Origin of the sequence: Arthrobacter sp. TMP15 (assembly GCF_039529835.1) — a bacterium.
GTDB lineage: Bacteria > Actinomycetota > Actinomycetes > Actinomycetales > Micrococcaceae > Specibacter.
Genome location: NZ_CP154262.1, coordinates 3,020,093 through 3,041,641 on the forward strand (window position 1 = coordinate 3,020,093; position 21,549 = coordinate 3,041,641).

General features: G+C 56.9%; 21 protein-coding genes. 11 read left to right on the forward strand and 10 right to left on the reverse strand.

Annotated features, from left to right (window positions below; all coding sequences use genetic code 11):
* Nucleotides 1–56: 56 nt before the first annotated feature.
* The 3 genes from AAFM46_RS13565 to guaB all read right to left on the reverse strand — a co-directional run bounded on the left by AAFM46_RS13565 (nt 57) and on the right by guaB (nt 3,057).
* Complete coding sequence (locus AAFM46_RS13565; RefSeq protein WP_343318360.1) at nt 57–896, reverse strand: IS3 family transposase; 840 nt, start codon at nt 894–896, stop codon at nt 57–59.
* Nucleotides 897–907: 11 nt separating this feature from the next.
* The gene (locus tag AAFM46_RS13570) at nt 908–1,399 is read right to left on the reverse strand and encodes a transposase (protein ID WP_343318362.1); all 492 of its coding nucleotides are present in this window, start codon (nt 1,397–1,399) and stop codon (nt 908–910) included.
* A gap of 143 nt (nt 1,400–1,542) precedes the next feature.
* Nucleotides 1,543–3,057: an IMP dehydrogenase gene (guaB, locus tag AAFM46_RS13575; protein WP_343318364.1), complete on the reverse strand. Its 1,515-nt coding sequence runs from the start codon at nt 3,055–3,057 to the stop codon at nt 1,543–1,545.
* 197 nt (nt 3,058–3,254) lie between these two features.
* On the opposite strand from guaB, the gene AAFM46_RS13580 reads away from it, so the two are divergent.
* Together AAFM46_RS13580 and AAFM46_RS13585 are read left to right on the forward strand one after the other, a co-directional pair.
* Entirely contained in the window at nt 3,255–4,253 is a 999-nt protein-coding gene (locus AAFM46_RS13580; protein WP_343318365.1) for a TIGR00341 family protein, read from the forward strand.
* A 95-nt stretch (nt 4,254–4,348) separates the two neighbouring features.
* Nucleotides 4,349–6,253: a heavy metal translocating P-type ATPase gene (locus AAFM46_RS13585; RefSeq protein WP_343318366.1), complete on the forward strand. Its 1,905-nt coding sequence runs from the start codon at nt 4,349–4,351 to the stop codon at nt 6,251–6,253.
* A 111-nt stretch (nt 6,254–6,364) separates the two neighbouring features.
* On the opposite strand, the gene groL is transcribed toward AAFM46_RS13585, so the two are convergent.
* A complete protein-coding gene (gene groL, locus AAFM46_RS13590; protein WP_283532215.1) occupies nt 6,365–7,972 on the reverse strand; it encodes a chaperonin GroEL in 1,608 nt (535 codons plus the stop codon).
* 95 nt (nt 7,973–8,067) lie between these two features.
* Entirely contained in the window at nt 8,068–8,364 is a 297-nt protein-coding gene (gene groES, locus AAFM46_RS13595; protein WP_038464523.1) for a co-chaperone GroES, read from the reverse strand.
* 101 nt (nt 8,365–8,465) lie between these two features.
* Here groES and AAFM46_RS13600 point away from each other — a divergent pair, with 101 nt between their 5' ends.
* The 3 genes from AAFM46_RS13600 to AAFM46_RS13610 all read left to right on the forward strand — a co-directional run bounded on the left by AAFM46_RS13600 (nt 8,466) and on the right by AAFM46_RS13610 (nt 10,416).
* The gene (locus AAFM46_RS13600) at nt 8,466–8,648 is read left to right on the forward strand and encodes a hypothetical protein (RefSeq protein ID WP_283532214.1); all 183 of its coding nucleotides are present in this window, start codon (nt 8,466–8,468) and stop codon (nt 8,646–8,648) included.
* A gap of 68 nt (nt 8,649–8,716) precedes the next feature.
* Complete coding sequence (locus tag AAFM46_RS13605) at nt 8,717–9,607, forward strand: ABC transporter ATP-binding protein (protein ID WP_283532213.1); 891 nt, start codon at nt 8,717–8,719, stop codon at nt 9,605–9,607.
* Nucleotides 9,604–10,416: an ABC transporter permease gene (locus AAFM46_RS13610; protein ID WP_283532212.1), complete on the forward strand. Its 813-nt coding sequence runs from the start codon at nt 9,604–9,606 to the stop codon at nt 10,414–10,416. Before AAFM46_RS13605 ends, AAFM46_RS13610 begins: the two co-directional genes overlap by 4 nt.
* 2 nt (nt 10,417–10,418) lie before the next feature.
* On the opposite strand, the gene AAFM46_RS13615 is transcribed toward AAFM46_RS13610, so the two are convergent.
* The 4 genes from AAFM46_RS13615 to AAFM46_RS13630 form a co-directional block, all read right to left on the reverse strand.
* The gene (locus AAFM46_RS13615) at nt 10,419–11,174 is read right to left on the reverse strand and encodes an ATP-binding cassette domain-containing protein (RefSeq protein WP_283532210.1); all 756 of its coding nucleotides are present in this window, start codon (nt 11,172–11,174) and stop codon (nt 10,419–10,421) included.
* Nucleotides 11,171–12,232, reverse strand: a complete 1,062-nt coding sequence (locus AAFM46_RS13620) for an iron chelate uptake ABC transporter family permease subunit (protein WP_343318373.1) — start codon at nt 12,230–12,232, stop codon at nt 11,171–11,173. Before AAFM46_RS13620 ends, AAFM46_RS13615 begins: the two co-directional genes overlap by 4 nt.
* Nucleotides 12,225–13,202: an iron chelate uptake ABC transporter family permease subunit gene (locus AAFM46_RS13625; protein WP_283532208.1), complete on the reverse strand. Its 978-nt coding sequence runs from the start codon at nt 13,200–13,202 to the stop codon at nt 12,225–12,227. The genes AAFM46_RS13620 and AAFM46_RS13625 overlap by 8 nt, the downstream gene beginning before the upstream one ends.
* A 119-nt stretch (nt 13,203–13,321) precedes the next feature.
* Nucleotides 13,322–14,311 carry an ABC transporter substrate-binding protein gene (locus tag AAFM46_RS13630; RefSeq protein WP_283532207.1) on the reverse strand — a complete coding sequence of 330 codons (990 nt, stop codon included), beginning with the start codon at nt 14,309–14,311 and terminating at the stop codon, nt 13,322–13,324.
* A 260-nt stretch (nt 14,312–14,571) separates the two neighbouring features.
* Here AAFM46_RS13630 and AAFM46_RS13635 point away from each other — a divergent pair, with 260 nt between their 5' ends.
* The gene (locus AAFM46_RS13635; protein WP_343318376.1) at nt 14,572–15,801 is read left to right on the forward strand and encodes a class I SAM-dependent methyltransferase; all 1,230 of its coding nucleotides are present in this window, start codon (nt 14,572–14,574) and stop codon (nt 15,799–15,801) included.
* A 138-nt stretch (nt 15,802–15,939) separates the two neighbouring features.
* On the opposite strand, the gene AAFM46_RS13640 is transcribed toward AAFM46_RS13635, so the two are convergent.
* Nucleotides 15,940–16,788 (reverse strand): shikimate 5-dehydrogenase, encoded by an 849-nt coding sequence (locus AAFM46_RS13640; protein ID WP_343318377.1) that lies wholly within the window; start codon nt 16,786–16,788, stop codon nt 15,940–15,942.
* A 98-nt stretch (nt 16,789–16,886) separates the two neighbouring features.
* On the opposite strand from AAFM46_RS13640, the gene AAFM46_RS13645 reads away from it, so the two are divergent.
* The 5 genes from AAFM46_RS13645 (at nt 16,887) to AAFM46_RS13665 (ending at nt 21,413) form a co-directional block, all read left to right on the forward strand.
* Complete coding sequence (locus AAFM46_RS13645; protein WP_343318378.1) at nt 16,887–18,029, forward strand: glutamate--cysteine ligase; 1,143 nt, start codon at nt 16,887–16,889, stop codon at nt 18,027–18,029.
* A 93-nt stretch (nt 18,030–18,122) separates the two neighbouring features.
* Nucleotides 18,123–19,016, forward strand: a complete 894-nt coding sequence (locus AAFM46_RS13650; RefSeq protein ID WP_343318379.1) for a phosphatase PAP2 family protein — start codon at nt 18,123–18,125, stop codon at nt 19,014–19,016.
* 141 nt (nt 19,017–19,157) lie between these two features.
* A complete protein-coding gene (locus tag AAFM46_RS13655) occupies nt 19,158–19,754 on the forward strand; it encodes a VTT domain-containing protein (protein WP_343318380.1) in 597 nt (198 codons plus the stop codon).
* The gene (locus tag AAFM46_RS13660; protein WP_343318381.1) at nt 19,741–20,412 is read left to right on the forward strand and encodes a response regulator transcription factor; all 672 of its coding nucleotides are present in this window, start codon (nt 19,741–19,743) and stop codon (nt 20,410–20,412) included. The genes AAFM46_RS13655 and AAFM46_RS13660 overlap by 14 nt, the downstream gene beginning before the upstream one ends.
* Nucleotides 20,409–21,413, forward strand: a complete 1,005-nt coding sequence (locus AAFM46_RS13665) for a HAMP domain-containing sensor histidine kinase (RefSeq protein WP_343318382.1) — start codon at nt 20,409–20,411, stop codon at nt 21,411–21,413. The genes AAFM46_RS13660 and AAFM46_RS13665 overlap by 4 nt, the downstream gene beginning before the upstream one ends.
* Nucleotides 21,414–21,549 lie beyond the last annotated feature (136 nt).

Consider the following 21,549-nt stretch of genomic DNA (forward strand, 5'->3'; position numbering starts at 1 on the left):
ATGACACCCCGGAGGAATGAACTGCTCCCCGAAAGTTGGACTCGATAAATAAGAGTCTACGCAGCCAGTGCCTGAGCCCGATATTCCATCGGACTCAGGCACTGCAGCGTTAACGAGATGCGGTCGGTGTTATACCAGTGGATATAGTCCCGGAGTTCGGTGGTGAACACTTCTGTGTCAGTGAATTCTTGACGATGGAACATCTCTTCCTTGAGGTGACCGAAGAAGTTTTCCATTACCGAGTTATCTAAACAGTTGCCCCTGCGCGACATGGATTGGGCCATCTCGGCGTCGCTAAGGAGTTTCTGCCAGCTGGAGTTTTGGTACTGGAATCCTTGGTCTGAATGCATCATCGGGGTCTCGCCCGGGGCGAGGGTGCCAATCGCAGCGATGAGTGATTCGTTGGTGAAGGAAACGGTCGGGGACTGGGAAACCGAGTAGGAAACGATCGAGCGGTCAAACAGATCTAACACCGGTGAGAGGTAGACCTTGCGTTCGGCGATTTTGAACTCAGTCACGTCGGTCACCCATTTGGTGTTCGGCGCATCGGTTTCGAATTCTCGTTTGAGTAGGTTCTCGGCGATCTTACCGACCTGGCCTTTGTAAGAGGAATATTTGCGACGGGTACGGACTTTGCAGATCAGGTTCTCCTCACGCATCAGCTTCAGCACGGTCTTGCGTGCGATCTGCCAGCCGTGGCGTCTCAGGACTGCGTGGATGCGCCGGTGGCCGTAGCGGCCCTTAGCTACGGTGAAAGCCTCGTGGATCTGAGCTCGAAGCTCAGCGTGCCGGTCAGGGGTTTTGAGTGCCGCTTGACGGTGGAAAAATGTGGAACGAGCCAATCCCGCTGCTTGAAGCAACAGGGGCAGGGCATGGGATGCCTTGAGGGAAATCACGGTGCTGACTTTCAGCGCCGTGGTTGGTTCCTCAAGGCCCGTATTTTTTTTAGGTAGGCGTTCTCTGCCGCCAGACGTTCGTTCTCGCGGCGTAGCTTCTCCAGCTCACTGACTTCAACCGATAGGGTCTCAGGCACAAATTTGGGCCGGCCCTTGGCCTTGGGGCGCAGGCCCTCCTGGCCATAGTCCCGATAGGCGCGGATCCATGATCGCAAGAGGCCTAGAGAACTGAGCTGATGCATCTGGGCAAGGTCCTGCAGCGTCCCCTTACCGTCGAGATATTGGCGAACAACCGCCAGCTTGAAATCAAAGGAATACGCCTGCTTAGTTGTTTTGTTTTCCAATACTGCTCTACCCCAGATCTTGAAACGACTTCTCAACTCGCAAATAGCCGACACGCTGACTCCCAGCCTTGAGGATACCGCGCGATACCCAAACCCTTCCTCAAACAGATCGACGGCAGCTAGCCGCTGCTCGGCTGTCAATGAACTACGTGGACGCATGAAAAACTCCCCGAAAGTAAGGTACTGAATTATTCAGTCCAACTTTCGGGGAGCAGTTCAGGACCATGGGGTGTCATCACCTCCAACCTCAACGGCGCCGGGCGAAGCTTAATGAAGACGTTTCGCTAGCCCCACGAAGGGAACTACTTGTTGAGGTAGTTCGGGGCTTCCACAGTCATGGTGATGTCATGCGGGTGGGATTCTTTGAGACCAGCAGGAGTGATCCGAACGAACTTGCCACGTGCCTTCAGTTCCGCAATGTTCGGTGAGCCAACATAAAACATTGTTTGGCGCAGTCCACCAACCAGCTGATAAGCAACAGATGCCAACGGACCACGGTAAGCAACACGGCCCTCGATGCCTTCGGGGATCAGCTTCTCATCTCCGGACACATCCGCCTGAAAGTAACGGTCCTTTGAGTAGGACGTGTTCTTCCCACGGGACTGCATGGCACCCAAAGAACCCATGCCGCGGTAAGCCTTGAACTGCTTCCCATTGACAAAAACCGTCTCCCCAGGGGACTCTTCGGTTCCCGCCAATAGTGAACCGATCATGACCGTGTCGGCACCAGCCACCAGAGCCTTGCCGATATCGCCCGAGTACTGCAGCCCGCCGTCGGCAATCAACGGCACACCTGCCGGTATGGCAGCCTTAGCGGATTCGTAGATGGCGGTGATCTGTGGAACACCAACCCCTGCAACCACGCGCGTAGTACAAATAGAGCCTGGGCCAACGCCAACCTTAATACCATCGGCGCCAGCGTCAATCAGGGCCTGGGCACCTTCACGAGTTGCTGCCTGACCGCCAATGACGTCAACATGAGCTGCAGCTTTTTCACTCTTGAGCCGCTGGATCATTTCCAGCACACCTTGGCTGTGGCCGTTGGCAGTATCAACGAACAAGGCATCAACACCGGCTTCAACCAATGTCATCGCACGCTCGTATCCATCCCCAAAGAAGCCAATGGCTGCGCCAACAAGCAGACGGCCCTCGGAGTCTTTTGTGGACAGCGGGTACTGCTCGGCTTTAGAGAAATCCTTGACCGTAATCAGCCCGCGCAGAATGCCCGCGTCATCTACCAGCGGCAGCTTTTCAATTTTGTTCTTACCCAGGAGCGCAGACGCGTCTTCGCGGCTAATACCAACACGGCCAGTAATCAGCGGCATGTGTGTCATGACGTCGCGAACAAGTCGCTGAGAGTATTCGCTTTCCGGGATGAAGACGATGTCGCGGTTGGTGACGATGCCCATTAGACGGCCACGATCGTCAACCACGGGAAGACCGGAAACGCGGAAGCGTGCACACAATTCATCCAGCTCAGCCAGTGTGGCATCGGCTCCCACCGTCACAGGATTCGTGATCATGCCCGATTCGCTGCGTTTGACCAGGTCAACTTCTTCGGCTTGACGTTCAATGGAGAGGTTTCGGTGAACAACACCCAAACCACCCTGACGCGCCATCGCGATGGCCATGCGAGACTCAGTCACAGTGTCCATCGCCGCTGAAAGCAGGGGTGTCTGCACGGTGATGCGTTTGGAGACTTTTGAACTGGTGTCTGCTTCTGAGGGGATCACATTAGTGTGACCGGGAAGAAGCAATACATCGTCATAGGTCAGGCCAATTAGGGCGAAGGGATCATGAGTTTCAGGCTGGGACACGAAGGCTCCTTGACAAAGGGTAGAACCATTGGGGATGTGCATCCTATGGCCTGTTCCGTGATTACGAAGCTGGCCTGTGCGTTGCTTACAGTCTAAAACGAAAGAGCTCCTGACCCTATTCCCGCAAGCTGGGTCACATTTGGGCATAAATCATCACATAGAATCAAGCCCACAAACTGGCACGAGAAAGGCCTCCCATGGCGTTGGAGATCCGCATTGTTATCCCATCCGGGGCCGCAGATTCCGTCGAAGAAATTGCTCGCAACCACCCCGGCGTCTCAGAAATTTCTCGCACTCGGGGTGTATCACTTGTCCCCAAGGGCGACGTCATCGTTTTACAGGCAGTGCGCGAATCTGTCGAGGGACTGTTGGAAAAGCTGGAAGCCCTCAACATCGCCCAGCAAGGATCCATCAGCGTCAGCTCACCGGAATTGGTTATCTCCGACCGCTTGGACGAAGTGGAAAAGGAAGTTTCCGGGGACGGTGCCGACGCCATTATTTGGGCCGAAGTTGAAAAGGACACGAATGCCGATTCGAAACTGACCTGGAACTATATGCTCTTTCTGATTATCGCCGTGCAGTTGGCTGGGATCGGCATCGTCACCGATTCCACCATCGCCATTGTTGGTGCCATGGTGGTGGGCCCCGAGTTCGGTCCGTTGGCGGGGTTGGCGTTGGCCGTGGTGGACCGGCGCTGGAAACTGGCCCGGCGCGGCGCCGTAGCACTCATAATCGGGTTCCCAATTGCCATCGTTTTGGCGGCCCTGGCCACAATGCTCTCCCTGTGGCTGGGGTTTTTCATCCCGGCTGACGTACTCCGTGAAAACCGTGCCACCGAATTCATCTACCACCCAGGACCGTACTCTTTCATTGTGGCTGTGCTTGCCGGTGCGGCTGGAATGCTCTCACTTATCGGACGCAAATCCGCCGCCCTGGTCGGCGTGTTCATTTCAGTCACAACGATTCCTGCCGCGGGGTATATAGCCGTTGCATTGGTGTTGGGCGAACAGGGCAGGGCTGTTGGCTCGGTGCTGCAACTCTTGGTCAATGTTTCAGGCATTGTTCTTGCTGCGGTCACTGTGCTTTTCGTTTACCGTATGGCACGACGACGGCGTCCTGGGCCTTCCATCTATTCCGCGGCACACGGGGCTGCAAATGCCCACAACGTGGGCTCACGTAATCCTTTCCGCCGCTGAACACTCACCACTGCTGACGGTGTCCTTGCCTCGCGGGTACTGGGAATGTGTCTCATATACTGTGTTTGGCGGCAAAGCTAAGGCAGAGTAAGGGCATGGACGCCACACGCCCCCACACCACAGATGCATCCGAGACGACCAGCCCGGTGGCCCGGGCCTCCACTCAGTTCTCGCTAGTCGCCGCCATCCGGCGATACCCGCTAGTGGCGCTGACTCTCCTAGTTCTGGTTGTTGCCGGCTCGTTGGCTCTTACAGGCTTAGGTGCGGCTGCCCAGTGGTTGGCGAGTATCTACGCCATAGCGGTCGCGTTCCACCAGGGCATTGGCATGGTCAAGGACATCCTGCGAGGTCATTGGGGCATTGACATACTCGCTTTGACAGCCATTGTCAGCACAGTCGCTGTCGGGGAATATATTGCCTCTCTGATCATTGTCCTGATGCTCTCCGGTGGTGAAGCACTGGAGGATTTTGCTGCCGGCCGTGCCCAGCGTGAACTGCGTTCCCTATTGGAGCGGGCACCACTTTCGGCACACCGAGAAGGCCCGGACGGCCTGACTGAAGAAATCCCTGTGGCGGAAGTAGAGGTCGGTGATGTCCTCATCATCAAACCGGCAGAAGTGGTTCCAGTTGACGGGACGATGCTCTCTGATTCTGGTTCCTTCGACGAGTCTGCGTTGACGGGAGAAAGCCTTCCCGTTGACCGGTTTGCCGGTGATCCTGTTATCAGTGGAACAGTCAATGGCTCGGCCGCGCTGCACATCTTGGTCACAGCGAAGGAATCTGACTCGCAATACAGCCGCATCATTGCCCTGGTCAAAGAGGCCGCAGACAGCAAGGCACCCATGGTCAGATTGGCGGACCGGTACGCGGTGCCCTTCACCATCGTGGCTCTGGTGCTGGCCGGAATGGCGTGGTTCCTGAGTAAAGATCCGGCCCGCTTTGCCGAGGTCTTGGTCGTGGCGACTCCGTGTCCGTTGCTGATTGCCGCACCCGTGGCATTCCTTGGCGGTATGAGCCGGGCAGCCAAGGCTGGCATCATCGTGAAAAATGGTGGCACACTCGAACAGCTTGGCCGCGTTAAGACAGCAGCTTTCGATAAAACGGGTACCCTGACGGGTGGCCATCCAACGTTGGAGGCGATCACGCCCGCAGGTAACTTCTCTGCTGACCGGGTGTTGTCCCTTGCGGCGTCGGCCGAACAATACTCGTCCCACGTTCTCGCGGCAGCCGTCATTGATGCGGCGCAGGCGCAAGGACTGGAAATCTATTCTTCAAACAACGCTGTCGAACACGCCACCAACGGGGTTACTGCTACATGCGATGGCAGTGTGGTGGTGGTTGGAAAGTCTGCGTTCGTGGCGCAGCAGGCCAATAACGTGGTGCTAGCAGCACTTGTGCCCGGCCAGTTGGCTGTTTATGTAGCCATTGACGGAGTCTTCGCTGGCACTCTCCTCATGCGGGACCACATACGGGAGAATTCCGCGGCAACGGTCAGCGCGCTGCACTCGCTGGGTGTACGCCATGCCATGATTCTGACAGGGGACGCGCAGTCCACGGCCGATCATGTGGGCCGTGCTGCAGGGATCACCGAGATCCGGGCGAATTTACTGCCCGAAGATAAAGTCACCATCGTGAATTCGATGCTTGATCGGCCAGTGCTGATGGTTGGTGACGGCATCAACGATGCACCAGTTCTTGCCGTGGCTGACGTCGGTATCGCCATGGGTGCCAAAGGTTCCACGGCAGCCAGTGAGTCTGCTGATGTTGTCATCCTTGTCGATGATCTGGCCAAGGTTGCCCAGTCGGTGGAAATCGGCCAGCGGACTATGAAAATAGCGATCCAAAGCATTTGGATCGGGATCATCCTGAGCGTGGGGCTGATGATTCTCGCCGCATTTGGCTACATCCCTGCCGTGGCTGGGGCGCTGGCCCAGGAACTCGTGGATTTGGCCACGATCTTGAACGCACTGCGCGCTTTGGTCGTTGGTCGGCGCAAGTAGGAAGCGAAAAAGCCGCCGCTTGCGGTTAAAGCCCCCGGTAGCCGGGTGGCTTTAACCGCAAGCGGCGGCTTTCCTAGTGTTCGCCCCGAGAAAACGGGAAGAAGCTAGGGACTAGTGCTGGTGTCCGGCTTCTTCGTCTTCGGCAGGCTTGTCCGTCACGAGAACTTCGGTGGTGAGCACCAAAGCTGCGATGGAGGCTGCGTTGCGCAGAGCTGAGCGCGTGACCTTGACCGGGTCGATGACGCCGGCCTTGACCAGGTTCTCGTACTCGCCGGTGGCAGCGTTGAAGCCGAATCCATCGTCAAGTTCGCCAACCTTGTGCACTACAACGTAGCCGTCGTGGCCCGCATTCTGAGCAATCCAGCGCAGCGGCTGAGCAACAGCCTTACGAACCAGCTCGATTGCCGTTGCTGCATCACCGGTCAGGGCTAGAACAGCAGCATCTTCGGTAAGGGCCTTGGCAGCCTGGACCAGTGCGGAACCGCCACCAGCCACAATGCCTTCTTCCAGGGCTGCACGCGTTGCGGACACAGCGTCCTCAATGCGGTGCTTCTTTTCCTTGAGCTCAACCTCGGTGGCTGCGCCAACCTTGATCACGCCAATGCCGCCAGCCAACTTGGCCAGACGTTCCTGCAGCTTTTCCTTGTCCCAATCGGAATCAGTCCGCTTGAGCTCAGCATGCAGCTGGGCTACGCGATCAGCGACGTCGCCAGCGGTGCCTGCACCGTCAACGATGGTCGTGTTGTCCTTGGTGACTGTGATGCGGCGAGCCGTACCCAGAACCTCAAGGCCAACCTGATCCAGGGACAGGCCGATCTCCGGAGAGACAACCTGTGCGCCGGTGAGGATCGCGATGTCCTGCAGCATGGCCTTGCGGCGGTCGCCGAAGCCCGGTGCCTTGACAGCAACTACGTTCAAGGTGCCGCGCAGACGGTTCACGATCAGCGTGGACAGTGCCTCGCCATCAACATCTTCAGCAATGATGAACAGCGGCTTGTTGGCAGCAAGTGCCTTTTCAAGCAGCGGCAGGAATTCCTGCAGGTTGGAGATCTTGCCCTGGTTGATCAAAACCAGTGCATCTTCCATAACAGCTTCCTGGCGTTCCGCGTCAGTGACGAAGTACGGGGACAGGTAGCCCTTATCAAACTGCATGCCCTCGGTGAGGACCAGCTCGGTTGAGGTTGTGGATGACTCCTCGATGGTGATCACACCATCCTTGCCAACCTTCTCAAATGCTTCGGCGAGCAGGTCGCCGATTTCCTGGCTTTGCGCGGAGATGGCGGCAACTTCTGCCACCTGCCCACCGCCAACCGGGCGTGCGTTTTCAAGCAGGCGCTTGGCAATGGCTTCAACGGAAACCTGGATGCCGCGCTTGAGCTCGCCGGGGGCTGCACCTGCGGCTACGTTGCGCAGGCCTTCCTTGACCAGTGCCTGTGCCAAAACTGTGGCCGTGGTGGTGCCGTCGCCGGCAACATCATTGGTCTTCGTGGCAACTTCCTTGGCCAGCTGTGCGCCTAGGTTCTCGTACGGGTCTTCCAGCTCCACCTCGCGGGCGATTGTGACGCCGTCGTTGGTGATGGTGGGAGCTCCCCACTTCTTATCCAGTACTACGTTGCGACCGCGCGGGCCGAGGGTGACCTTGACGGTATCGGCAAGCTTGTCGATACCGGCTTCAAGGGCCTTCCGTGCGCTGTCATTAAATGCAAGCTGCTTGGCCATGCCTAATGTCCTTTCACGCAAAGACCCCACGTTCGTGACCTAAGCTACGGTCCCGGTCGCGGGGGCTTTACAAAGTGGTTGTTTGGCGAGGGTCGTTACTTAACGACGATGGCCAGTACGTCGCGGGCCGAGAGAACGAGCAGCTCTTCGCCACCGGTCTTCACTTCGGTTCCACCGTACTTGGAGTAAATAACGACGTCGCCAACAGCAACATCGATCGGGACACGGTTGCCGTTGTCATCAACGCGGCCGGGTCCAACTGCCACAACTTCGCCCTCTTGGGGCTTTTCCTTGGCAGTGTCCGGGATGACCAGACCTGATGCGGTGGTCAGCTCGGCTTCGAGCTGGCGAACAACAATACGATCCTCAAGAGGCTTAATAGAGACCGACACTCGGACCTCCCCTTCACATGCGTAAATTTTTTGGATGCCTGGCAGTCTTTTTCGCCATGTGTGTGGAGTCCAACCGTCGTCGCGGTGCCGGAGGTGCTCCCATGGCCAAGAAGATTGGCAAGTTAGCACCCTCGGGTGAGAGTGCTAACTCGACTCTAGATAGTTGGTTAGCACTCGGTCAAGGCGAGTGCCAGATTCAGCGCCAAAAGTACGACGACGGCGGGCCGGGTTTCGCTCACGGCGCACCAAAAGCGGTAGTGCCGGATGCACCTGCGATTGACTGAGGAGAATCCGTCAACAAATCCTTGGTCACAATGCTTCCGGGCTACTTGGACAATGCAAGGATAAAGCCATGACCCCCAGTCCTGTGCAATTGCGCGAACTCAAAAAGTCCTATGGCACCTTCACCGCCGTTGACGGCATCTCCTTCGATATTGGCGAGGGCGAAACTTTTGCCCTGCTCGGTCCCAACGGTGCCGGTAAAAGCACCACCATTGAGATCCTGGAAGGCTACCGAAACAGGACCAGTGGCGACGCTCAAGTGCTGGGGGTGGACCCCCAAGTCGGTGGGAGGGCGTGGAAAGAGAAACTGGGGATCGTGCTTCAATCCAGCGGTGAGAGCGGAAATGTCACGGTGCTGGAGCAACTGACGCACTTCGCTGGCTATTACCCCAACCCGCGCAAGGTTGCCGATGTCATTGAAGCCGTGGGGCTGGCAGGCAAGGCAAAGTCCCGGATCAGCAAGCTCTCCGGAGGACAGCGCCGCCGTGTGGATGTTGCTTTAGGAATCATCGGCCGGCCCAGACTTTTGTTCTTGGATGAACCCACCACGGGTTTTGATCCTGAGGCCAGACACCATTTTTGGGACTTGATCAACCAACTTAAAGACGAAGGCACAACCATTTTATTGACTACCCATTATCTTGACGAGGCCGCCACCTTGGCCGATCGCGCAGGGGTGATCATCGGGGGCAAATTAGTAGACATTGGCCCTATCGATGAGATTGGTGGGCAAGAGGCAAAGGTGCCATCTGTGCGGTGGCGGCAGGACGGCGTCGTCCGTGTTGAACGAACCACAGCACCAGCTGCATTAGCCGCACGGCTGTTTGCTGAACATGGCGGTGAGGTACCGGGGCTTGAAATCACTCGACCCAGCTTGGAAGACATCTATCTGGATATGGTGAAAAACCATTCCGCGGCACAGAAGTCGCCCGAGCCGGTCCCCGCTGGAGGTGTGGCATGAGCACGTTGGCGCTGGGTACCTCCCGAATTGGGTACGAACTAAAACTCTATTTCCGCCAGGGCGACTCGGTATTTTTCACGTTCCTGTTCCCCATCTTAATGCTCTCCGTTTTTGCCGTGGCGTTCAGCACCAGCGGCAACATCGGTGAGGCTCCGGACGGCAGTGGCGGCATCAGCTTTGCCGCATTTTATGTTCCCGGCATGGTGGCCGCTGGCATGCTGCTTAGCGGAGTACAGAATCTTGGCGTGGACATTGCTGGGGAAAAAGGCGACGGGACGCTCAAACGTTTGGGCGGCACTCCCTTACCGGTTTTTTCTTACTTCATGGGCAAGATTGGCATGGTGCTTGTCAGCTCCGTTTTCCAGGTGATTCTGCTGTTGCTTGTGGCCCGCTTCGTCTTCAGCGTTGAGCTGCCCACCGATCCTGCCAAGTGGCTGATTTTTGCGTGGGTGTTCCTTTTTGGTGTGATCACCAGCTGCGTACTGGGTATTGCCCTCTCGGCCCTGCCCCGTTCGGGGAAAAGTGCTACCGCTGTGGTGATTCCCATTGTCTTGTTGTTGCAGTTCATTTCAGGGGTTTACCTGAACTTTGCACAACTGCCGAGCTGGCTACAAAACATCGCCAGCATCTTCCCTTTGAAATGGATGGCTCAGGGGATGCGCAGCGTGTTCCTTCCGGAGTCATTTGAGGTGATGGAGTCAGGCGGTTCCTGGGATCTTGGACTCGTGGCCTTGATCATGGGCGTCTGGTTAGTGGTTGGCTTGATCCTTTGCCGCGCTACGTTCCGATGGATCCGCAAGGATACGTAGTACTAGTAGTAGACCGCCAGCGGACCGCGCGGGCCGTCAATGACCTGCACGGGGGTGTCGAAGACCCGGCTCAGTACATCATCGGTCATGATCGTTTCCGGGGTGCCAAACTCAATGACCTTGCCGTCCTTCACTGCGCAAATGTGGTCTGCATAGTGTCCGGCGAAATTGATGTCGTGGAGCACTATCACCACTGTCCGGCCCAGCTCGACGGCGGCCTTCTGCAGAAGCGCCATCATCTGCGCGGAATGCTTCATGTCCAAGTTGTTCAGCGGCTCATCCAACAGGACATAGTCGGTGTCTTGAGCCAGCACCATCGCCACATACGCCCGTTGGCGCTGGCCACCTGATAGCTGGTCCAGGTAACGGTTTTCCAGCTCGTTGAGGTTGAGGAAATCCACCGAGCGGCTGATGATTTCCTCATCTTCAGTGGTTAGCCGTCCTTTGGAATGCGGGAATCGACCAAAACCCACCAATTGACGAACAGTCAGGCGGGTGACGAAGTGATTTTCTTGGCGCAAGATGGAAACGATCTTGGCGAGATCTTTGGAAGCGGTGCGGGAGATGTCATACCCGGCAATCTCGATGGCACCCGCGTCCACCCCCAGCAAACGCCCGATCATGGTCAATAGCGTTGATTTTCCGGCACCGTTGGGGCCCACCAACGCTGTAACTCCGCCTTGGGGGATCGCCAACGTCACGGGCCCAATGGCCACGTTATCGCTGTAACTTTTCTTGACGTTGGTCAGCGTAATCACAAGCGACCCTTTCTGAGGATGAAGAATAAGAACACGACGCCACCGACAACTTCAATGATGATCGAGACCACCCCTTGGGCGTAGAAGAGGTTCTTCATGATGAAGTACGCGCCCGCCAGAACGACGAAGCCAATGAGCACGGCTACGGGGAAGACGTAGCGGTGATCATAACTATCGGCCAGTTGGTAAGCCAAGGTGGCTACAAGGAAGCCAAGGAACGTCATGGGCCCCACCAACGCGGTAGAGGTAGCCATCAGGATGGAAACTAGGAATAGTACACGCATGACTTCAAAGCGGTGATTCAAGCCCAAGTTAGTGGTGGTATCTTGGCCCAGTGCAATGATATTCAGCCGTTTGGAGTTCAGTAACAACAGAACCCCGGCCCCTACGCACAACGGGATAGCGATGGGCAGGTAGCTGATATCGGCGTTTGAGATGGAGCCGAAGAGGCGTGCCGTGAGCACATCGAATTCACTTGGCGTCAACAACCGCTGCATGAACACCGAAATGGAGCCAAGCCCACCGCCGATGACTATGCCGATCAGCAGCATAATCTGCAGATTGCCATATTTGCCTGAAAGCAGCCAGCCATACAGTGCCATGGAAAGCCCCACCATGAGCACAATTTGAATGATGAACTGTGGAACGCCTTGAACTGCGCTGACACCTGCGGCACCCAAGAAAAACACTGCCCCCGTCTGCACGGCAATATACAGAGATTCAAAGCCCATGATCGACGGCGTGATAATACGATTATTAGTGGCCGTTTGAAAGCTCACGGTGGCCATGGCCTGACAGATGGCGACAACCAACATGAGAACAACGCTGGTACCGCGCATTTCAGCTATTCGCCAGAATCCGGCGCTCCCGAGGGGCATGGGGTTGTCCCAGGCCAGCAGCCCAAAGCCAAATCCCGCGGCCATAGTGATCAGTACGCCAAGTATTATCCAATACCGTCTCCGGGCGCGGGTTGTGGGCAAGGCGCCGGATGCACGATCGCGGTGGTGTGTGCTTTTAGGAAGTGGCGGTGTGATCCTCCGCGTGGATGTTTCAGCCATTGCGGCGCTGCTTGAGCAAAAGGGTGATGAAAACTACGGCGCCAACAACACCCAGGATCAATGACACGGGGACTTCAAAGGGCATGATGATTAGCCGGCCCACCAGATCGCAAACGGTCACAATACCGATGCCCAGCAAACACACCCAGGGCAGATTTCCGCGCAGATCATCGCCACGGAACATGGAAACAATGTTAGGCACTATCAGTCCCAGGAATGGCAGGTTTCCCACTACAACCGTGACAATCCCTGTGGCAATGGCGATGAGCCCGGTCCCCAGAAGCATGACCTGGTTGTAGTTCAGTCCTACGCTGGTGGCAACATCTTGACCGAGTCCAGCCACGGTAAAGCGGTCTGCCACAAGAAAGATAGCTACTCCCACGAGTGCTACAATCCACAGCACCTCGTACTGGCCACGCAGCACCGAGGTAAAGCTCCCGGCAAACCAAATACCTAAGCTTTGGAGCATATTGGTCTGTAGGGCAATGAAACTGGAGATGGCACCCACCACGGCACCCAGCATGATGCCAACGATCGGCACCGTCAGAGATGCCTTAAGTGAGACTCTGCGCAGGAACAGGAAGAAGACCATGGTGCCAATGAACGCGGCAATCACGGCCCCGCTCATCTTCAGCAGGATGCTGGCACCTGGGTTGATGATCATCACGGTCAGCAGTCCCAGCCCCGCCCACTCGGTGGTGCCCGTGGTGGTGGGTTCAACAAAACGGTTTTGTGTCAGCATCTGCATGACCAGTCCTGACATGGCCATGGCAGCACCGGCCAAAACGAGCGCTATGGTTCGAGGGACGCGGGTCACGGCAAACATCTCGCCGCCGTCCTTGGCCCCAAAAATGTCATAGACACCCGTGAACAGTGAGAACACCAATAAAAGCCCCACAACGGCAATGCCGATGAATAGCTTGGGTTCAAACAGCCGGCCCTTTGTTGGAGCCCGCGTGGTGGTGGTCATGTTCAGCTGTCCCTTCAGACCTGGCGTGGCCGCATCAAAGCTTGAATGCGCAGCAGTTCAGATGCGCAGCAGTGGCAGACTCACGGAGCGGTCTGCCACTGCATTAGTAAAGCGTTGGTCTACTTTTTGCCCTCGAGCGCCTCGGCAAAGCTGTTCAGGAATTTGGTGTAGGTCTGAATGCTCTCGTTGGTATAGGTGTCGGCCGGCATGTATACGATGTTGCCCTTTTGTGTTGCCGTGACATTTTTCAAGGCGTCGGAGCCTTCAAGCAGCGCGTTGGCTGGTTTATAGGCAGCGTCATCAGCGGACACCGCGGCGTCGCGGTCCATAACAAGGATCCAGTCGGGGTTGGACTTGGCAATGGCCTCAACGGAAATGTCATCACCTTGGTGATCTGTGCTGGCGTCCTTGACTTCAAGGGCAGGGGTCAGACCCAGGATGCTGAACAGCGGGCCAAGCGTGCGGCCATTGCCGGGTGCGGAGTAGTTGATGTTGCCACCGGAGGTGATGACGCCCATGACAGTGGTGTCTTTGTTATAGGACTTCTTGACTCGGGCAATCGCCGCATCAAAGTCATCATTAAGTTTTTTGGCTTCGGTCTTTTTGCCGAAAACTTCTCCCAGAACTGAGATCTGACGCTTCAGCTCAGAGTCGAAGGGCTGCCCCTCACGTGGATCCAGCTCAAGGACTGTGGCATTAGGCGCCAGTTTGGCGAAATCGTCATGGTATTGCGAGAAGCGCTGGCCATTGACAATCAAATCCGGTTCTACGGCCACGACGGCTTCCAAATTTGGCTCACGGTGGTTGCCCAGATCCACGATCGAGGAGTCTTGCTTGTAGCCACTTGTTTTTGGCATGAGTGCTACGGCGCCGGCGCTGAGCTTGATACCCCAGTCCGACAGCGTTTCAAAGGTCCTATTGTCAGTAGCGACGACTGATTTTAAAGGGGTTGAGATTGTCTGCGGTCCATTGTTGTCTTCGATGGAGACAGTGGCCGGTGCGTCGGTGTTGGAATCGGTGGTGGCGGCAGGCGTTTGTGCACCACAGGCGGTCAAGCTGATGGCGGCTGCGCCAATCAGCGCAATGAAGCGAAACTTCAGGGAGGTCATTTTTTCCTTCGTGTTTGTGCGGCTGTGAAATGGCCGTAAAACTGAACTGGTACCGAAAGTTAGCTTAGCCTAACCTAAGTACAAAGCCACTTTCGGAGCTGTTAGCTCGATCACAACTTGCCTCAAAACACCTTTTACCCAGACGCTGCGATCAAAGTTAGTACAGACTAAGTAAATTACGCAACTAAGTAGTGCTGTAATTTACTTGTCTTCGAGCAGTCCTGCCCGAAAGGACCGTTTCTGGAGGTTAGGCTTAAGGAATGGTTCACGACGCAATTTCCCCGCTGCTCACCGTTGAAGGCTGGGAACTTTTGTCTTCCCTTGGTCCCTACCAAGAGGCCGATTCCCTGAAACTCAACGACTCATTGCGCAAAGCCGGGCACTCCCCCGAATTGGTGGCCGCCGCCCTGACACAAGCACGTCTGCGCGCCAAGGCAGAAGCCAAATTTGGGGAGTTCGCGCACCAGATGCTGTTCACACAAGCAGGTTTGGAACAGGCCACTCGCCTGAGCATCGCTGCCTTGCATGCGCAGAGATTTACAACAGCAGGTATCACCTCAGTGGCCGATCTTGGCTGCGGTCTTGGCGCTGATTCGCTAGCGATGGCAAGCCTTGATATCAGCGTCATCGCCGTGGAAATGGACGAAATAACAGCCGCGTGCACCGCAGTAAACCTCATGCCCTTCCCGCACGCCACGGTGTTGTGCGCGAAGGCTGAAGAGGTGGATCTTCAGGGAATTCAGGGCGTGTGGCTTGACCCGGCCCGGCGCACCACCAGCACCTCGGGCACCACACGACTCTTTGATCCGGAAGCCTTCTCCCCTCCCCTGTCATTTGTGGAACAGCTGGCCGATCAGGGGCTAGCTGTGGGCGTAAAGATGGGTCCGGGTATCCCGCACGACGCAATTCCAGACACTGCCGAGGCCCAGTGGATCTCCATCAATGGAGAGGTGGTGGAGGCGGGCCTGTACTTCAATCAGCTTGCCCGCCCCAATATCCGTCGCGCTGCTCTGGTGATTGGCAAGAATGTCACCGGCGCTAGCGGTAGTGCAGAGCTGACAAGTCCGCAGAAATATGAGCCTTCTGAGCAAAATGCGCTGCTGGGCCCCGTCAGTGGCTACTTGCACGAGCCCGACGGAGCAGTTATCCGCGCCGGACTTGTGGCCGATCTAGCCCGAAGCATCGGCGCTCACCTGCTCGATGAACACATTGCTTACCTGTCCTCCGATGCTCCAATCCAGACGCCGTTCGCCCGTAGCTATAAGGTTCTTGAGGTAAAGCCGTTCAACGTCAAAGCGCTCAAGGCGTGGGTGAAGACTAACCGGATTGGCGTCCTCGACATCAAAAAACGCGGTATCTCGACGACGCCGGAAGAACTACGCCGTCAGCTACTGACGGGCTCGGGCAAGGGGCCCAATAAAGCCACGCTTGTGCTGACCCGTATTGGCGAAGAACGCGTGGCAATAGTGGTTGAACCCCTCACCCCATAATCAACGCTCGCTCACTTCACGTCGAGTATTTCTCAGCGCTCGCTCACCTGCGAGCTTGCGAGTAGAGGGAGCGGCTGGGTGGGCCCACAGACGCGAGGGACCCGCTGCGAGCTTGCGAGTAGAGGGAGCGGCTGGGGACTACTGCCGGGAGAACTCGGAGGCTTCTCGAACCTGTTCCGCGCTTGGACGAACACCCGTGTACAGCACAAATTGTTCCTCAGCCTGGATAGCAATGACCTCGGCTCCCGTGATGACCTGCTTCCCGGCGGCCCGGGCAGCCGCAATTAGCGGGGTCTCGGCAGGAAGTGCGACGACGTCGAACACCACCTGCGCCTGCTGCACCAGTGCATCGGAGAACGACTGAACCGTCTCCTCTCCTCCAGCCATGCCCAAAGGGGTCACGTTGATGAGCATGCCTGCTCCAGGAACACGATTGGCATCCGCAACAGCACAGCCAGCGGCCCCATCCACCTCCGGAAGCCAGGAAAAATCGTAAAGCGCGGCAAGCGCTTGGCCACGTTCTTCGTTGCGGGCCACAATGCTCACGTGAATGAATCCGGCGTCGTGCAAGGCAGCAGCAACAGCCTTGGCCATGCCGCCGGAACCACGCAGAAAAACCGTCATGGCGGGATCAATAGCGTTCACTGTCAGCAGCCTGGCGATGGCAAGATAATCGGTGTTGTACGCGGTGAGCACGCCCGAGTTATTGACAATTGTGTTAACCGAATCAATGGCCAAGGCGGAGGCGTCCATCGCGTCAACAAGTGCAATGACATCCTCTTTGTACGGCATCGAGACTGCGGCGCCGCGAATACCCAGCCCCCGGATACCTGCAACAGCCTGGGCCAGATCACGTGGCGCAAACGCCTTGTACACGTAGTTCAGGCCCAAGGCCTCATAGAGGTAGTTATGGAAGCGGGTACCGATGTTGCTAGGTCTCGCGGCGAGCGAAATGCACAATGTCATGTCTTTGTTTAGGATAGGCACCTCTCCATTGTGCCTGAGATCCTGAACTACAATCAGAAGGCAGAACGCACATTTGTCGTATTGCACCCACCACTCCATCATGCCTAGGGGGCGTCGCAGTGAAGATTGATTTCGCGAAATCTAAGCAATCTACACTGGGTTTGGAGTGGGAGATTGCGCTGGTTGACAAGGATTCCGGAGAATTGGCTGCGCGAGCCGACGACGTCTTCGAGAATATCTTCGCAGCTCAGCCAGAGGTCATAAAGGACGAGGAGCACCCGCACATTAAGGGTGAAATGCTCCAAAACACAGTGGAGTTGGTCACAGGGGTTGCTCAAACCGTCTCTGATGGTATCGAGGATCTGCGCCGCAACTTAAACCTGCTGCGCCAAGCTTCCGAGCCCCTGGGCCTTGATCTCCTCAGCGCCGGCACACACCCTTTCAGCAACCCGCGCACGCAGGCCGTTACCGATAAGGAACGCTACTCCAAACTCGTGGATCGGACTCAGTGGTGGGGCAGCCAAATGCTCATCTACGGCGTGCATGTCCATGTAGGCCTTGACCATGTGTCAAAGGCCATGCCAGTGCTTGATGGGCTGGTCAACCACTTCCCGCACTTCCAGGCCCTCTCTGCCTCTTCTCCTTACTGGAATGGCGAGGACACCGGCTACGCGTCCCAGCGGGCTTTGATGTTCCAGCAGCTGCCTACAGCCGGCTTGCCCTTCCAGTTTCCCGACTGGAACGCGTATGAGTCCTACGTGCAGGATATGTTCACCACCGGGGTCATTGACGCGCCAAATGAAATCCGCTGGGATATTCGTCCCGTGGCAAATCTTGGCACTATTGAAATGCGTATCTGCGACGGGATGTCCACCCTGGAAGAGATTGGCGCTGTCGCCGCGCTGACCCAGTGCTTGGTTGAGGATTTCTCAAATACCCTGGACGACGGCGGCACCATCCCCACGATGCCACCGTGGCACATTCAGGAAAACAAGTGGCGCGCAGCCAGGTATGGCTTGGACGCCATCATCATCTTGGATGCTGCCGGCAAGGAGCAACTTGTCACGGAGCACACACTGGAGCTCCTGAACAAACTTGAACCCGTGGCAGCCAGGTTAGGCTGCTCAGATGAGCTATCCAATGTGGAGAGAATCATCACGCGCGGGGCGAGTTACCAGCGCCAACGCCGCGTTGCTGCCGCCCACAATGGCGACCTGCGCGCCGTCGTGCGTGAACTTGTGCAGGAAATGGCCGGCAACTAGCTCAGCGGCGGGCACTTCTTAGAAAATTCTTAGCTATCGTGCGAGACAGTGAAGGAAAGTCTTATTGCACGCAGCGAATCAGAGAGTTGGCTAATGTCGTCACCGACCAAACAAGGGAAAACGCACGCCGCGCCTGAATCCGGCGCACACGCTTCGCAGATGCGCCGTCTCTTCACGCGGCCTGGCAACCTCTGGCGCACACGGTTAGCTGTCCTCCCCCAGCCCGCTTTCTGGGGCCTCTGGGTGATAGTCCTGTCCGGAATGGTTTTGGTTCTAGGATTCTTCGTGGTTGGCACTCCTGACTTCACCGCCAACGAGTTCACCGTGGATCAGGAAATGAGTAGGAGCCACGTTGGTGCGCTGACTGTTGTGGCGCTGGCACTGGACAAAGTATTTTCACCGATCGGCGGGTGCGTCATGATCGCTTTGATGGTCATCTTTCTGCTCATCATTCGTCGATCGCCGCTCAACGCTGTTGCCTTTGGCGGTGTGACAATTGCTGGCTGGTTTGCAAGCCAGTTCTTCAAACTTGTGGTGGAGCGTCAACGCCCCAACCCCGCACTGCTTTTAAACCCGCTGGCTCCTGAAACTGGTTCGAACAGCTTTCCCAGCGGCCACGTGGCACTGGCTGTTGGGCTCGCGTGGGCGTTCTGGTTCTTGTTACGCAAGGGGACGTGGGCCAAACTGGCGGCGCTTCTTGCCATTGTGGTGCCGCTGGTAGTGGCTTGGTCCCGACTCTATATTGGTGTGCACTACCCCAGCGATGTTGCCGCGTCATTCCTGGCTGCGAGCGCGGCTGTGGTCTTATTTGCAGGGGTGTGGAACCGCTATCAAGGCCATATAATTCCCCGAATTCCAGGTCTTGACCGCTTCGGCCCCACTAGTGCAACACCCGTTGGGGTAAGCCAATTCACGGGACAGCTCAGAGCCGACGGGTCTACTATTAAAACTGGCCCGTCTGCTGCCCCCACCCCTTCGAACCCCTGATCGAGGCCCGTTTTGTTGCATCTCATCGTTCCTGTAGTCCACGGATTTCTCCTCCCTAGCGGATCCCAGACCGTTGGGATAACGTCACTTTTCGATCCTGCTGCGCTCTTAAACGGGCTAGGGCCAGCCGCTCTTGCCATTGTGGCTGTGATTGTTTTCATTGAGTCAGGGCTCCTGTTTCCTTTCCTGCCCGGTGACTCGCTCCTATTCACTGCCGGACTTCTGCATCAACAGCTTCAGCTCTCACTGCCCGTACTGATCGGCGTGGTGGTGCTGGCTGCCGTTGCAGGGGATCAGGTTGGGTACATGCTGGGTCGCAAGTTTGGCCGACGCTGGTTCAAAGATGACGCTCGAATCCTGAAAACGAAGTACCTCAAGGAAACCGAGGAGTTCTTCGCCAAGCGAGGAGGCGCCGCTATTGTCTTGGCGCGTTTTGTGCCGGTGGTGCGTACCTATGCCCCTTTGGTGGCGGGCACCGCCAACTACAATTACAGGAAATTTACGCTGTGGAACATTGCCGGCGCAGTCGGCTGGGCTGGCTCCATCACCCTCCTTGGAACATGGCTGGGGCACTATGAAATCATTGCCAACAACATCGACATCATCGCAATAGTGCTGGTCTTTCTCTCGGTGGTGCCGGGCTTGATCAGCATCCTGCGTAAACGGCGGTCCGGTAAAGCGGAAACTGCCGCTGAAGCCAGCATTTTGGAGGAGGATAAGGAGCGTGCACATCCCTGAACGCTCGCGGCTGCTCCTGGTTGAAGATGATCCCGTCCTAGGGCCACTCATTGCAGAGCTTCTGGTCAGCGAATACGAGGTGCATTTGGTCTCAGATGGGCAGAAAGGCCTCCATCTGGGCCTCACTGCTCAATGGGACGCCATGGTGATTGACCGCGGCCTCCCGGTCATGGACGGGCTGGCATTGGTGCGGGCACTGCGCCGCAAAGGCGTCACAACTCCTGCCATTATTCTCACGGCTTTGGGTACCACACCGGAGAAAATTGAGGGGCTCGACGCCGGAGCTAACGACTACATGACCAAACCTTTTGATGCCGGTGAGCTCCGGGCGCGGCTGCGTGCCATGACCCGCCGTTTCGTGCTCTCCCCAACAACGCTGAGCATAGGCGGTTGGCTTTTTGATCCGGCCAACCGTTCACTGCGCTCAAACTACGGCGAACTTGTGCAGCTCACAGCCAAGGAACGAGATCTACTGGCACTTCTCGCTGGTGAACCTGACCGCGTGTTCACCAGGAATGAGTTGCTGCAGAGCCTGTTTCACCCCGGTGATTCCCCAAGTGTCATCGATACCTATGTGCATTATCTGCGCAAAAAGGTGTCCAAAACAGTGATCCGTACCGTGCATGGTTTGGGCTATCAGATGGGCGATGACGCATGAAGGTTTTGTTCAACAAAATCCCGTTGGGACTGGCTAAGCATTCCAGTACCGATTCGCCACAGTTGCGCCGAGCAGCCATCACTGTGGGCCTGCGCATAGCCGTGGCCATCGCGGTGATGGTGGCGGCAGTCATCGTCACAGCCGCCCTGTACATGCTGTACCTTTCACACCACCCGGATCTGTTTTCCGCCGATACTTCTACCCGTGTTTATATCGAATCAAATGACATGCTCAAGGCAATGCTTTTGGCTGGATTCGCCGGGATTCTGGCGGCCGGTGCTATTGGGTGGCTCAGTGCCCGCAGTGCCATCCGTCCGCTGGGGAGGGCCCTTGAATTACAGCGCCGTTTTGTGCAAGACGCCAGCCACGAACTCCGAACTCCCCTGACAATTCTTGACGCACGGGTTCAGTTGGCCGAATTGAAGGTTAATGACAACCCCGATGCCGCCAAACTATTGGGACAGATTCGCCAGGATACTGCAGCCCTCTCCGCAACCGTTCAGGAGTTACTTCTGGCCGCCACGGGTGAACACGGCACGGCTACGGAGCTCCTGAACGTCCCTTCTGTTATCGATGAGGTCACCGCCAACCTTGTGGATCTGGCCGCATCTCGCGGCATCAGGCTGCTCACAACTCACGACGGCGTTGCCCATGTTCGTATTGCGCCCAACAGTTTTCGCCGGGCTATCTTGGGTTTGATTGATAACGGCATCAACCACACCCTAGAAGGTGGAACCGTAGAGATCTGCACAGCTCACTCCCGAGGGAAAGCGATTATTACTGTCAGTGACAACGGTGGTGGAATTGTTGGTATTGACCCCGCCCGAGTGTTTGAACGGTTCGCTCATGGCAGCGCTGCCGCGCGAGGCGGACCACGCAGCTACGGCCTGGGCCTAGCCTTGGTTCGTGAGATTGCCGTGGCTGCCGGTGGCAGCATCCAGGTCGCCGAGACAGGTCCCAGCGGCACCACCATGGAATTAGTTCTGCCGATCTCCCGCTAGTCCCACCCCGACGCTCGCTCACTTAACGTCGGCTTTTTACCGACGCTCGCTCACTCCGCGTCCATCATGCCCAGACGCTCGCTCACTACCTGCAGGAGCGTCGCCAAAAACGCGACGCTAAGTGAGCGAGCGTCTG

Excerpts from the sequence above, each read along its gene's own strand:
- AAFM46_RS13605 (WP_283532213.1), top strand. The coding sequence starts at position 8,717 with ATGACCCCCAGTCCTGTGCAATTGCGCGAACTCAAAAAGTCCTATGGC.
- AAFM46_RS13610 (WP_283532212.1), top strand. The coding sequence starts at position 9,604 with ATGAGCACGTTGGCGCTGGGTACCTCCCGAATTGGGTACGAACTAAAA.
- AAFM46_RS13650 (WP_343318379.1), top strand. The coding sequence starts at position 18,123 with ATGTCGTCACCGACCAAACAAGGGAAAACGCACGCCGCGCCTGAATCC.
- AAFM46_RS13625 (WP_283532208.1), bottom strand. The coding sequence starts at position 13,202 with ATGACCACCACCACGCGGGCTCCAACAAAGGGCCGGCTGTTTGAACCC.
- AAFM46_RS13585 (WP_343318366.1), top strand. The coding sequence starts at position 4,349 with ATGGACGCCACACGCCCCCACACCACAGATGCATCCGAGACGACCAGC.
- AAFM46_RS13620 (WP_343318373.1), bottom strand. The coding sequence starts at position 12,232 with ATGGCTGAAACATCCACGCGGAGGATCACACCGCCACTTCCTAAAAGC.
- AAFM46_RS13665 (WP_343318382.1), top strand. The coding sequence starts at position 20,409 with ATGAAGGTTTTGTTCAACAAAATCCCGTTGGGACTGGCTAAGCATTCC.
- groL (WP_283532215.1), bottom strand. The coding sequence starts at position 7,972 with ATGGCCAAGCAGCTTGCATTTAATGACAGCGCACGGAAGGCCCTTGAA.
- AAFM46_RS13635 (WP_343318376.1), top strand. The coding sequence starts at position 14,572 with ATGGTTCACGACGCAATTTCCCCGCTGCTCACCGTTGAAGGCTGGGAA.
- AAFM46_RS13580 (WP_343318365.1), top strand. The coding sequence starts at position 3,255 with ATGGCGTTGGAGATCCGCATTGTTATCCCATCCGGGGCCGCAGATTCC.
- AAFM46_RS13630 (WP_283532207.1), bottom strand. The coding sequence starts at position 14,311 with ATGACCTCCCTGAAGTTTCGCTTCATTGCGCTGATTGGCGCAGCCGCC.
- AAFM46_RS13600 (WP_283532214.1), top strand. The coding sequence starts at position 8,466 with ATGGCCAAGAAGATTGGCAAGTTAGCACCCTCGGGTGAGAGTGCTAAC.
- AAFM46_RS13570 (WP_343318362.1), bottom strand. The coding sequence starts at position 1,399 with ATGCGTCCACGTAGTTCATTGACAGCCGAGCAGCGGCTAGCTGCCGTC.